The sequence below is a fragment of the Aeromonas sp. PrichA-15 genome, from assembly GCF_017939245.1.
GTDB lineage: Bacteria > Pseudomonadota > Gammaproteobacteria > Enterobacterales > Aeromonadaceae > Aeromonas > Aeromonas caviae.
This window is the reverse complement of record NZ_JAGKRH010000133.1, coordinates 1-11,802: the sequence shown is the minus strand read 5'-3', so window position 1 is coordinate 11,802 and position 11,802 is coordinate 1. Positions and strand designations below refer to the sequence as shown.

The following is an 11,802-nucleotide window of genomic DNA, read 5'->3' as shown; positions in this document are numbered from 1 at the left end:
ACGCCCAGGTGGGCGAAATCCTGGCTGGCGTGAAGGTGATGAACAAGCTGATAGGGCTTGGTATGCCTGTTCGCCAGCCAGTGAATTGAGTGGTATCAACGGGTTGGGGAACGGCCATCCAGCGACGGATTTGATCAACAACGCCATCCTGATGTTGTCCAGGATGGTGATGGCTGAGACTAATCGGACAACTTTGATTGAAGGTTGCGTTGAAGCTATCCAGATCTATGAGAACAATCAGCAGTACACGTTCAAAGCTGCCTTGATAACGTCACTTTCTGAAGCATTACGTGCTGGTTACTGCAAGGGCGTGATCGATGAATATGACCGTGGTCATGATTGTAAGGGGGACTGGTTAAAGCGGGCACGGTACGTTGCAGGTTACAAAGATGAGAAGAGCTTGCCGCCATCAACCGAGTCGTTGTTACGGGGAGCTTGTCAATCATGAGCTCGCACACCTTGGCAGATGCAGTAAAGGACCTGTTTGGGATTAAGTTGACGAGCTACCCCAAGCTCAAAGATCAGTTGAACAGCTTGGTTCGCAATGAACTGATACATATGGATGTTCAACGTATCTCTCACCGAAATCACAGAAGCTTACCAACGTGCGAGCTAACAACATTGTTCAATGCAACGTTGTTGCTGGCGATCTTCCCTGATCCCGCCAAGGTTAAGCTGATCTTTGATGATGTAGAGGTGCGGCAGAGAGCAGCCAAACTTGCTGGCCTGATTGTGATGAATCGGCAATCGTTGCTGGAGCTTGTCCATCTGAACGTGAATGCGGCAACCTTCGTTCATAAACTTGCGACACCTGATCTAGATCTCCGAAAACACAGGCTGGATAACCCATTTGAGGTGTTACCTCAGATCTTATTGAAGGGGGATATGGGGCTACTGAGCTGCAATGTTGCTCGTAGCGCCAGCCTTGCCAAGGCTGATCCCATGCTACGTTGCTACTTGGATGGTGAACTGGATGTTGCAGCGCAACTTGCGGTTCGTGTCACCTTGGCTGCTGAAAACGAGCCAATTGAACTAGTTAAACTCGCTCAACATATCGAGGCAGAATTTGGCGCTGCAAAAGAATTCTCTGCAACAGTCGACTTTTTGTTTGGAAGGGCTTTTTAGTGCATTGCACTGATTGATGATGAGTCTTGTCAGCGTAACGTTGCACTGACGACCATCAACGTTCAAGGAGTCTTCTATGTCAAAGCTATCCCCCATCAAACCCGCAGATAATTCCGCCAACATGCAGAATAAAAATGCTGGCTCACCTGGGACCAATCGTCAGTACGACCAGAATCAGGGGAATCGTGGCAAGGAAATGAACCCGAATCGTAAGTAACAGCATTTCTGCCTTGGCATGCGGAAGCGCATTGCCATGACTTGGTTGACCATAACGGCATGGAGCCTGTGATGTCCAAAAAAGATGATGACGATAACCATTCACGTCAGTTAAACCCTGAGCATGATGCTTACTGGCAGAGCCGGGGATATGACGAACGTCCCGATGATGAGGACGAAGAGTGACCTAAACACGGGGGGCAATGAGCCCCCCGTTCTTTTTGCTCATGTTCTTTGCCGTTGCTCCTTGAACTGTTTTTGAATCGGGGGCGGGTGTCAGCTTGAGAAATATTCATATGTGGAGATGCAGCAGAGTGGGGAGTGGCCTACCTACATCAGTTGCATCATAGATTGAACTAAGTTGACTGCCCAGGGCAGTTTGAATCGCCCCGGCTTGGGTACGATGCTTATTCAGCAGAAATAGAATGGGTGACGAGCGTCCAGATGAGGACGATGAGTAACGTAAATGTGGGAGCCAATGAGCCCCCGTTCTTTTTGCATTTGGTTGAAGGGCTTTGATTGAGAACCACTAATGAATGGTGAGGGATTGCGGCCTCAAGGGAAGGAGTTTTTTGGAAGGGGGGGGGATCTTGGGAGAGGGGAGGGGCAAAAACTATAAGTATAGGTTTAAATGTAGGTATTTGGTTTTAGGGGCAAAAACTGTTTATATATCAATGAAAATACACCTATGCATCATGGGGGTGTGGGCGCTCAAGTTGGCGCCTGGCGCTTGGTATTGTGCTGTCATGTGCTATTCCAGAAGGTGCTCTTGCGGGCAAACGTCTGCCGTCATGGGTCTGAATCTGGGGGCCATTCTACATGCTCGAGGCAAGATGGTGAGGAGGAATCTCCGTCTTGGGGGCAAAGCTGGCGTCCCGTCGCGGATCTGTGCATCCGGCTGATGCTGGCCAGAGTGGCCTGGGATGGAGCCTGGCCGAGAAGAGGCATGGGGGAGGAGAAATAGCATCCCCGCACGGATGCGGGGATGGGAGAGCGGGGAGAGTGTCGCCCTCAGTACATGGCTTCGTCGCCGCTCAGCATCTCGTGCAGCTTGGCTTTCTGCTCGGGTGTCAGCACCCGGCTCACCTCGAAGAGGTAGTGGGCGCGATGGTAGCGGGCCTCGGCCTGTACGTCGCTGATGGTCTGCAACTGCTTTCTCGCCGCCACTTCATCCCATTTGCCGGACTTGATCATGTTGACGATGACGTCCTGGCCGATTGCGTCGAGCTTGATTGAGCCCAGCTCCCTGGTGGCCTGCTCGCGCAGCCCCTTGATCTGCTCCACCTGCGCGCTGGAGAGGTTCAGCTCCTGGGCCAGGGTGGTCTCGCTCTGCAGCTCGGCGGTACCCTCGGTGGCAAAGGCATGGGTGGCGATACACATTGCGAGGGCTGTCATGGCGACGTTGAACGGATGCTTCATCCGGCTTTCTCCTTGGTCTGATGGGATGGAAACCGCATGCATGGCGGTGTTGGAACATGATAACGAGCAGCCATGTACTGGAGCTTAAGCGACGACAACTTGCTGACGCAGTGGCCCCGGGGTCGGTTGCCCGAGGGGCGGGGCAACTGCATAATGAGCGCCATATTTCGCCTGGAAGAGGCCGGAAGAGGACGCGATGATGGGACTTGAAGCAGAGATCTCCCGCTTATCCCGGGAATTGGGCGAGGCACTGCTGGCCAGAGGCTGGCTGGCCGCCACGGCGGAATCCTGCACCGGCGGCGGGGTTGCCACTGCCATCACGGATACTGCCGGCAGCTCTGCCTGGTTCGATCGCGGTTTCGTGACCTACACCAACGAAGCCAAACAGCAGATGCTCGGCGTCAGCATCGACAGCCTGTTGCGCCACGGCGCCGTCAGCGAACCCGTGGTGCTGGAGATGACCCGGGGCTGCCTGGCTCGCTCCGATGCGGGTATCTGCGTGGCCATCAGCGGTATCGCCGGGCCTGGTGGTGGCAGCGAGGAGAAACCGGTCGGCACTGTCTGGTTTGCCTGGGCAGATCGTACCGGTCGTCACCACTCCCTGCTCGCCCGTTTCGATGGGGATCGCCATCAGGTGCGCCAGCAGGCGGTCAGACAGGCCTTGTCCGGACTCCTGGCACTGCTCAAATAAATTGGGCTTGATACTGTATGCATAAACAGTATACTTAGCCCAACTTCACTTCTTATTCACGATTCCCAGCGGAGATTGGCATGGATCAGAACAAACAGAAGGCACTGGCGGCTGCGCTGGGCCAGATCGAAAAGCAGTTTGGCAAAGGCTCCATCATGCGTCTGGGCGACAGCAAGACCATGGATATTGAAGCCATCTCCACCGGCTCTCTCTCTCTGGACGTGGCGCTGGGGATCGGTGGTCTGCCGTGCGGTCGTATCGTCGAGATCTACGGTCCGGAATCCTCCGGTAAAACTACGCTGACCCTGCAGGTGATCGCCGAAGCCCAGAAGAAGGGCAAGACCTGTGCCTTCGTCGATGCGGAGCACGCACTGGATCCTATCTATGCCGCCAAGCTGGGCGTCAACGTCGACGACCTGCTCATCTCCCAGCCGGATACCGGTGAACAGGCACTGGAGATTTGCGACATGCTGGTGCGCTCCAATGCCGTCGACGTCATCATCGTCGACTCCGTGGCTGCCCTGACCCCGAAAGCGGAAATCGAAGGGGAGATGGGTGACTCCCACGTCGGCCTGCAGGCCCGACTGATGTCCCAGGCGCTGCGTAAATTGACCGCCAACATCAAGAACGCCAACTGCCTGTGCATCTTCATCAACCAGATCCGGATGAAGATTGGCGTCATGTTCGGCAGCCCGGAGACCACCACCGGTGGTAACGCTCTGAAGTTTTACGCCTCCGTGCGCCTTGACATCCGTCGTACCGGCGCCATCAAGGAAGGGGACGAGGTGGTCGGCAACGAAACCCGCGTCAAGGTCGTCAAGAACAAGGTGGCGCCACCCTTCAAGCAGGCTGAGTTCCAGATCTTCTATGGTGCCGGTATCTCCAAGGAGGGCGAGCTGGTGGATCTCGGCGTCAAGCACAAGCTGATCGACAAGGCGGGCGCCTGGTACAGCTACAACGGCGAGAAGATCGGCCAGGGCAAAGCCAACGTGATGAAGCTCTTCTCCGAAAACAAGGCACTGGCTGCCGAGGTGGAAGTGAAGCTGCGCGAGCTGCTGCTCTCTGGCGCCGCGCCGGTGGAAGAGAAGGCCACGGCTGCCGAATACGACGAGTTTGAAGCCGAAAACGAACAAGAGTTCGAATAAGGAATGAGGAAAGGCCGGGTTGATACCCGGCCTTGTTGTTTATGGCGGATGAATCAGTGAACGAAACGGGCGAGCCCGTCGAATTGACCTTTGAAGAGCAGCTGGCGGCCGCCCGTGCCTACGCCATGCGCAGTCTGGCCCGTCGCGAGAGTGCCGAGTCGGAGCTGGCCAGACGCCTGCGTCAGAAGGGATTCGAGGAGGAGGTGGTCGCCGTTGTACTCGACCATTGCCGTGGCTATGGCTGGGTCAATGACGATCGTTACGGTGCCATGGCGGTGCGGGCTGGTGCGGCCAAAGGCCATGGTCCGCTCAGGATCCGCTTCGATCTGCGCCGCAAGGGGCTGGATGACACCCAGATCGAGGCTGCCCTGGATCAACCCGAGCTCGACTGGTTCGAACTGGCGCTTGCGTTGTTGTCGCGTCGGGCAAAGGCGACCGACCTTGCCGACTTCAAACTGCGCATGAAGTGGCTCAAATATCTGATGGGGCGTGGTTTTACCCAGGAACAAGCCCGTTACGCCCTCTCAGCCATGCAAGATGAGCAATAGTGGCGCGCCAAGGTTGAACACCTATAGCAACTGGTGTGCGGTGCGGCTGGTGGGGAATATCAGCCCTTCGCCGAGTCTGTCGATGGCGGCCCTGTGGTCGAGCGAGGCATCCCGAAGCCCCCCTGTTGCGACGTCCTTGCGGGTGCTGCAGCCAAACGCTGGCCCCTTGGGGGCTATTTCACCCGCCAAGGGTCCCCACGTTTTACTTTACCCTGCAGAAAACTTACATTAATGCGGTTAAAAGTCCGTATTCGAATCAAGCAGGATTTTCCATGTACATGTCCACGTCAGAGATTCGCACTGCGTTTCTCGAGTATTTCCGCACCCAGGGACACCAGGTTGTCTCTTCCAGCTCGCTGGTACCGCACAACGATCCGACCCTGCTGTTCACCAACGCAGGGATGAACCAGTTCAAGGACGTGTTCCTTGGCGCCGACAAGCGTGCCTATCACCGTGCCACCACGGCCCAGCGTTGCGTGCGGGCTGGCGGCAAGCACAATGACCTGGAAAACGTCGGCTATACCGCCCGTCACCACACCTTCTTCGAGATGCTGGGCAACTTCAGCTTCGGTGACTACTTCAAACAGGACGCCATCCGGTTTGCATGGGAATTCCTGACCGGTACCCTCAAGCTGCCCAAAGAGCGCCTGCTGGTGACCGTCTACGCGACTGACGACGAAGCCTTCGACATCTGGGAAAAAGAGGTCGGCGTGCCGGCCGATCGCATCGTGCGCATCGGTGACAACAAGGGTGCTCCTTATGCATCCGACAACTTCTGGGCCATGGGCGATACCGGCCCATGTGGTCCCTGCACAGAGATCTTCTACGACCACGGCGATCACATCTGGGGTGGCCCTCCCGGTTCACCAGACGAGGATGGCGACCGCTTCATCGAGATCTGGAACGTGGTCTTCATGCAGTTCAACCGTCAGGCTGACGGCACCATGGAGCCGCTGCCCCGTCCGTCCGTGGATACCGGCATGGGTCTGGAGCGTATCTCCGCCATCATGCAGGGGGTGCACTCCAACTATGAGATCGACATCTTCCAGGCGTTGATCAAGAAGGCGGCCGAGATCGTCGGCACCACGGATCTGAGCAACCAGTCCCTGCGCGTCATCGCGGACCACATCCGTTCCTGCGCTTTCCTGGTGGCTGACGGAGTCATGCCCTCCAATGAAGGTCGCGGCTACGTGCTGCGCCGCATCATCCGCCGCGCCGTGCGTCACGGCCGCAAGCTGGGTGCTACCGACGTCTTCTTCTACAAGCTGGCTGCCGAGCTGGCCGTGCAGATGAAGGATGTGGCGGCAGAACTGATCGCCCAGTTGCCGCTGGTCGAGCGAGTGTTGCGTATCGAGGAGGAGCAGTTCGTCCGCACGCTGGACAGAGGTCTGCTGCTGCTGGAAGACGCCCTGGCCAACCTCGGTGATGCCAAGGTGATCCCGGGTGAAGTGGTGTTCAAGCTCTATGACACATACGGCTTCCCGGCCGACCTGACCGCCGACGTGGTGCGCGAGCGCGAGATCGGCATCGACGAAGAGGGCTTCAAGGCCGAGATGGAGAAGCAGCGCGCCCGCGCGAAAGAGGCTTCCAGTTTCGGCGTGAACTACAACGACGTGCTGAAGCTCGATTTCGAGACCCCCTTTACCGGTTACAAGCAGCTGAGCCAGAACACCCAGGTGGTCGGTATCTACAAGGATGGTGTCGAGGTCAATGGCCTCATCGCCGGTGAAGAGGCAGTGATCGTGCTGGCGGAGACCCCCTTCTATGCGGAGTCCGGCGGTCAGGTGGGTGACAGCGGCATCCTCAAGGTGGATGACGGCATCTTCGCCGTCACCGACACCCAGAAAGCGGGCAAGGCGATCATCCACAAGGGCTATCTGGAACTGGGTACCCTGGAGAAGGGAGCCGAGGTCGAGGCCGTGGTCGATGGCGACCGTCGTCAGGCCATCGCCCTTAACCACTCCGTGACTCACCTGCTGCACGCGGCCTTGCGCCAGGCGCTGGGTGAGCATGTGACCCAGAAAGGATCCCTGGTGGGCGCCGAGCGCATGCGCTTCGACTTCTCCCACTTCGAAGGGCTGACCATGGCGACCATTCGCCGGATCGAGGAGCTCGTCAACGCCCAGATCCGTGCCAACCACGAGGTGGCCACCCAGCTGATGGGGCTGGAAGAGGCCAAGTCAGCCGGTGCCATGGCGCTGTTTGGCGAGAAATATGAAGACGATGTGCGCGTGGTACGCATGGGCGACTACTCCACCGAGCTGTGCGGCGGTACTCACGCCAAGCGCACCGGTGACATCGGCTTCTTCAAGATCATTGCCGAGAGCGGCATCGCGGCTGGCGTGCGTCGTATCGAAGCGGTCACCGGCAAGAGCGCCATCGATCTGATGCACCAGCTGGGTGAACAGATCGAAGAGGCCGCCGCGTTGGTGAAGGGCGATCAGTTTTCCATCGCCGACAAGGTGCGCCAGGTACTGGACAAGGCCAAGATGATGGAGCGCGAGCTGGAACAGCTCAAAGCCAAGCTGGCGGCGCAGGCGGGTAACGACCTGCTGAGTCAGGTCATCGACATCAATGGCCAGAAGGTGCTGGTTGCCGCCCTGGAAGGGGTCGACCCCAAATCCCTGCGCGGCATGCTGGACGAGCTGAAGAACCAGATGAAATCCGGTGTCGTGCTGCTGGCAACCAGCAGTGATGGCAAGGTCAACCTGATCGCGGGCGTGACCAATGACCTGACCGGCAAGGTCAAAGCTGGTGAGCTGGTCAATCTGGTGGCCCAGCAGGTGGGTGGCAAGGGCGGTGGTCGTCCCGACATGGCACAGGCGGGTGGTACCCAGCCTGAGGCGGTGCCGGCGGCGCTGCAATCCGTTCACTCCTGGCTGGAAGAGCGCCTGTAAGCGGGCGAGGTGATCTGTGGCACTCTATGTACAGAAGTACGGTGGCACCTCGGTCGGCACGCTGGAGCGGATCGAGGCAGTTGCTGAGCGGGTTCAACTGACCCGTGCCCAGGGACATGACGTGGTGGTGGTGGTCTCCGCCATGTCGGGCGAAACCAACCGGTTGCTGGGCATGGCCCAGCAGCTGGACCAGGATGCCAACCGGCGCGAGATGGATGTGCTGATCTCCACCGGTGAGCAGGTCACCATTGCACTGCTGGCGATTGCGCTCAACAAGCGCGGTTGCCCCGCAGTCTCGATGACCGGCGATCAGGTCCGCATCCACACCGATTCCGCCTATGGCAAGGCGCGCATCACCCGTATCGACACCGAGCAGGTGGAAGCCGCACTCGGTGCCGGCAAGGTGGTAGTGATTGCCGGTTTCCAGGGGCGCGATGAGCATAATGCCATCACTACCCTGGGCCGAGGGGGTTCGGATACCACCGCGGTGGCCGTGGCTGCGGCCATCAAGGCCGATGAGTGCCAGATCTTTACCGATGTGGACGGAGTGTATACCACGGATCCGCGCATCGAGCCCAAGGCGCGTCGCCTCGATACCATCACCTTCGAGGAGATGCTCGAGATGGCGAGTCTCGGAGCCAAGGTGTTGCAGATCCGTTCGGTCGAGTTCGCGGGCAAGTACCGCGTGCCGCTAAGGGTGCTGTCGAGTTTCGTCGACGGAGAGGGAACCTTAATCACATATGGAGGTGAGAGGATGGAAGCACCCCTGGTATCCGGCATTGCGTTCAATCGCAACGAGGCCAGCCTGACCATTCTGGGTGTGCCGGACAGGCCGACCGTGGCCGCGCAGATCCTGAATCCGATCAGCGACGCCAACATAGATGTCGACATGATAGTGCAGAACACCATGGGGGATGGCACCGCCGATTTCACCTTCACGGTGAATCGCGATGATTATCGCCGGGCCCGCGCCTTGCTGGAGGAGACCGCCAGCGAGCTGGGGGCCGCCTGCGTGCAGGGCAACGGAGAGATCGCCAAGGTCTCCATCGTCGGGGTCGGCATGTGGAATCATCCTGGTGTAGCGCGCACCATGTTCAAGGTATTGGGTGAGGAAGGGATCAACATGCAGCTGATCTCCACCTCTGAAATCAAGATATCCGTGGTGATTGACGAGAAGTACCTGGAGCTGGCCGTGCGTTCGTTGCACTCGGCGTTCGGGTTGGATCAAGAGCCTCATGAGCAGCCCTTGGGAAACAATCCCTGATTGATTTAGTTTCAACCATTTACCATATCGGTATCTTTGTAAGATAATGGCGCATATCGATATAAATACAAAACAGGATACAGGAGCAAGCGAATGCTTATTTTGACTCGTCGTGTAGGGGAAACCCTGATGATTGGTGACGAAGTAACCGTTACCGTACTGGGCGTAAAAGGGAACCAGGTTCGTATCGGTGTGAATGCACCGAAAGAGGTTTCCGTACACCGCGAAGAGATCTACATGCGGATACAGGCCGAGAAAGTCCCGGGCCAACCGAATTTCTAAGCCATTTCATGGCTGCATGAAGGCGACATCCCGGATGTCGCCTTTTGTTTTTCAGGGGCCTGCAAATCGGCCTGCAGAGCGCGAAACTACTGGGTAAGTGTCGATATTGCTTGAATATTCCACTCTTTGGCCAAATGCTGAGCGAACGCTCTGTTTTCTCCAAAAAAGTGTTTGACTAAAAATCCCTGTGAAGTATTATCAGCCCCGCAAACGGAGAGGTGGCCGAGAGGCTGAAGGCGCTCCCCTGCTAAGGGAGTATGCGGCTTATACCCGCATCGGGGGTTCGAATCCCCCCTTCTCCGCCATTTTGCGCCCGTAGCTCAGCTGGATAGAGTACCTGGCTACGAACCAGGTGGTCAGAGGTTCGAATCCTCTCGGGCGCACCATATTTGACTCTTGGAGTCATGTGTTGACCATCAGCAAGTCGGCACTAAAGAAGGCTTACTGTTGAGTAAGCTTTTTTTATCGTTTGAAAACAGGGCGCCCGTAGCTCAGCTGGATAGAGTACCTGGCTACGAACCAGGTGGTCAGAGGTTCGAATCCTCTCGGGCGCACCATTTCAAGCAATACAATGATTTATGAGCGCCCGTAGCTCAGCTGGATAGAGTACCTGGCTACGAACCAGGTGGTCAGAGGTTCGAATCCTCTCGGGCGCACCATGTTTCAAGCAGTGCAACAATTTATGAGCGCCCGTAGCTCAGCTGGATAGAGTACCTGGCTACGAACCAGGTGGTCAGAGGTTCGAATCCTCTCGGGCGCACCATATTTCAAGCAGTGCAACAAGTTGTGAGCGCCCGTAGCTCAGCTGGATAGAGTACCTGGCTACGAACCAGGTGGTCAGAGGTTCGAATCCTCTCGGGCGCACCATACAGACAGCCTCGACGTCAGTCGGGGCTGTTTTTTTATGGGCGATTTCCTCCTCCCCATCATGGGGTTGTCTCTCTCGTGTCCTTCTCCCTGACGCCCCCACGGGGGACGGTTCCCCCTGGCTGCACGTGCCCCTGGGTGCCCTTACCATAACGCACTATGCTGTGCGGGGCTGGCGCCCTCTGGCGGCCTGCTGAGGCATTTGACGGGCAATAAAAAAGGATGCCGTGGCATCCTTTCATGTCTTCGTGGAAAGAATCAGCTTTTCAGCCACTTGCGGATGCGGTTGGCATCCCCGACAGGGGTGCGTTTGCCCACCGAGTTGAGCAGTACGATGGCGAGCTCCTGACGATCCGGTTTGGCACGCATCAGCAGGCAGCGGCCCGCTTCGTCGGTATAGCCTGTCTTGGAGAGGCGTACATCCCAGTCCGGGTTCTTCACCAGCGGGTTGGTATTGTTGAACATCAGGCTGTAGGCCGGCTTGTGAAAGCGCATCTCCCTGCTGGTGTCCTGGGTGAATTCACGGATCAGCGGCTGTCGATAGGCCGCAGAGAGGAGCTTGGCCAGATCCTGGGCGGTGGAGACGTTGCGGGTGGAGAGACCGGTGGAGTCATAGTAGCGGGTGTTGCGCATGCCGAGCTGTCTGGCCTTGTTGTTCATGGCGCGGATGAAGGCCTGGCGACCCCCCGGGTAGTGGCGGGCAAGCGCCGAGGCCATGCGGTTCTCGGAGGACATCAGCGCCAGATGCAGGGCGTCGCGGCGGCTGACCTGGGTGCCCATGCGCACCCGTGAATAGGTGTGCTTGATGTTGTCCCTGTCGTTCTGATCAATGGTCAGGGTCTGATTGAGGTTCTGGCGGGCATCCAGCACCACCAGCGCCGTCATCAGCTTGGTGAGGGAGGCGATGGGGCGCACCCGGGTGGGGTTTTTCTGATACAGGGTCTTGCCGGTGTTGACGTCCATCACCAGGGCACTGCCCGATTTGAGCTGCAGCTTGGCCGGGTCGGGGGTCGCCAGGGATGCCTGTGAACCCAGCAGTCCCATCAATCCACCTACCAGCGCGATTGCGCGAATCCAACACCCCATACAACCAACTCCATCCACAGCGAAAAAAGGCGCTAGATTCACTCATTTTTGCCCCTGCTTTACAAGAGCGAGCAGGGGGAATTCGCCACTATTTTCCATAAAAAAGGGCCGCCTGTGGGCGCAATGCTGATCAGTTAAGGATCCATTGACCGATCCTTCTGCTGTAGGACAATCCGGAACCAATCACTGGTTCCGGATTTTTTATGTCTATTGCAAACGATCTGAACGATGTTGTTGAGGCATCTGGCGACATGCTGGCTCG

The 11,802-nt window shown here is 57.6% G+C and carries 11 protein-coding genes and 6 tRNA genes; 15 read left to right on the top strand and 2 right to left on the bottom strand.

Going from position 1 to position 11,802, the window contains the following annotated elements:
- The 3 genes from J9889_RS16090 to J9889_RS16080 form a co-directional block, all read left to right on the top strand.
- Positions 1–448, top strand: a 448-nt coding sequence (locus tag J9889_RS16090; protein WP_246878109.1) for a hypothetical protein, incomplete at its 5' end; no start/stop codon positions are given.
- Positions 445–1,125, top strand: a complete 681-nt coding sequence (locus J9889_RS16085; protein ID WP_210557339.1) for a hypothetical protein — start codon at positions 445–447, stop codon at positions 1,123–1,125. The genes J9889_RS16090 and J9889_RS16085, both read left to right, overlap by 4 nt.
- A gap of 76 nt (positions 1,126–1,201) precedes the next feature.
- A complete protein-coding gene (locus J9889_RS16080) occupies positions 1,202–1,342 on the top strand; it encodes a hypothetical protein (RefSeq protein ID WP_210557338.1) in 141 nt (46 codons plus the stop codon).
- Positions 1,343–2,352: 1,010 nt separating this feature from the next.
- Here J9889_RS16080 and J9889_RS16075 read toward each other — a convergent pair.
- Positions 2,353–2,760: a Spy/CpxP family protein refolding chaperone gene (locus tag J9889_RS16075; RefSeq protein ID WP_010672817.1), complete on the bottom strand. Its 408-nt coding sequence runs from the start codon at positions 2,758–2,760 to the stop codon at positions 2,353–2,355.
- A gap of 199 nt (positions 2,761–2,959) precedes the next feature.
- Here J9889_RS16075 and pncC point away from each other — a divergent pair, with 199 nt between their 5' ends.
- The 12 genes from pncC to J9889_RS16015 all read left to right on the top strand — a co-directional run bounded on the left by pncC (position 2,960) and on the right by J9889_RS16015 (position 10,454).
- Positions 2,960–3,451, top strand: coding sequence for a nicotinamide-nucleotide amidase (pncC, locus tag J9889_RS16070; protein ID WP_029313644.1), 492 nt, complete (start codon positions 2,960–2,962; stop codon positions 3,449–3,451).
- Between the two features lie 80 nt (positions 3,452–3,531).
- On the top strand, positions 3,532–4,596 hold the full coding sequence (gene recA / locus J9889_RS16065) for a recombinase RecA (protein WP_010672819.1): 1,065 nt from the start codon (positions 3,532–3,534) through the stop codon (positions 4,594–4,596).
- A gap of 41 nt (positions 4,597–4,637) precedes the next feature.
- Positions 4,638–5,144: a regulatory protein RecX gene (locus J9889_RS16060; RefSeq protein WP_210557337.1), complete on the top strand. Its 507-nt coding sequence runs from the start codon at positions 4,638–4,640 to the stop codon at positions 5,142–5,144.
- A gap of 272 nt (positions 5,145–5,416) precedes the next feature.
- Complete coding sequence (gene alaS, locus J9889_RS16055) at positions 5,417–8,041, top strand: alanine--tRNA ligase (protein ID WP_210557336.1); 2,625 nt, start codon at positions 5,417–5,419, stop codon at positions 8,039–8,041.
- A gap of 16 nt (positions 8,042–8,057) precedes the next feature.
- Positions 8,058–9,305: an aspartate kinase gene (locus tag J9889_RS16050; protein WP_010672822.1), complete on the top strand. Its 1,248-nt coding sequence runs from the start codon at positions 8,058–8,060 to the stop codon at positions 9,303–9,305.
- A gap of 93 nt (positions 9,306–9,398) precedes the next feature.
- Positions 9,399–9,587, top strand: coding sequence for a carbon storage regulator CsrA (csrA, locus tag J9889_RS16045; RefSeq protein ID WP_005315760.1), 189 nt, complete (start codon positions 9,399–9,401; stop codon positions 9,585–9,587).
- A 212-nt stretch (positions 9,588–9,799) separates the two neighbouring features.
- Positions 9,800–9,892, top strand: a tRNA-Ser gene (locus tag J9889_RS16040).
- Positions 9,893–9,896: 4 nt separating this feature from the next.
- A tRNA-Arg gene (locus tag J9889_RS16035) sits at positions 9,897–9,973 on the top strand.
- A gap of 94 nt (positions 9,974–10,067) precedes the next feature.
- Positions 10,068–10,144: transfer RNA gene (locus J9889_RS16030), tRNA-Arg, on the top strand.
- 25 nt (positions 10,145–10,169) lie between these two features.
- Positions 10,170–10,246 (top strand) — tRNA-Arg (locus J9889_RS16025).
- Positions 10,247–10,273: 27 nt separating this feature from the next.
- Positions 10,274–10,350 (top strand) — tRNA-Arg (locus J9889_RS16020).
- Between the two features lie 27 nt (positions 10,351–10,377).
- A tRNA-Arg gene (locus tag J9889_RS16015) sits at positions 10,378–10,454 on the top strand.
- A 258-nt stretch (positions 10,455–10,712) separates the two neighbouring features.
- Here J9889_RS16015 and pbpG read toward each other — a convergent pair.
- Complete coding sequence (pbpG, locus tag J9889_RS16010) at positions 10,713–11,540, bottom strand: D-alanyl-D-alanine endopeptidase (RefSeq protein ID WP_210557335.1); 828 nt, start codon at positions 11,538–11,540, stop codon at positions 10,713–10,715.
- Positions 11,541–11,802: the final 262 nt, after the last annotated feature.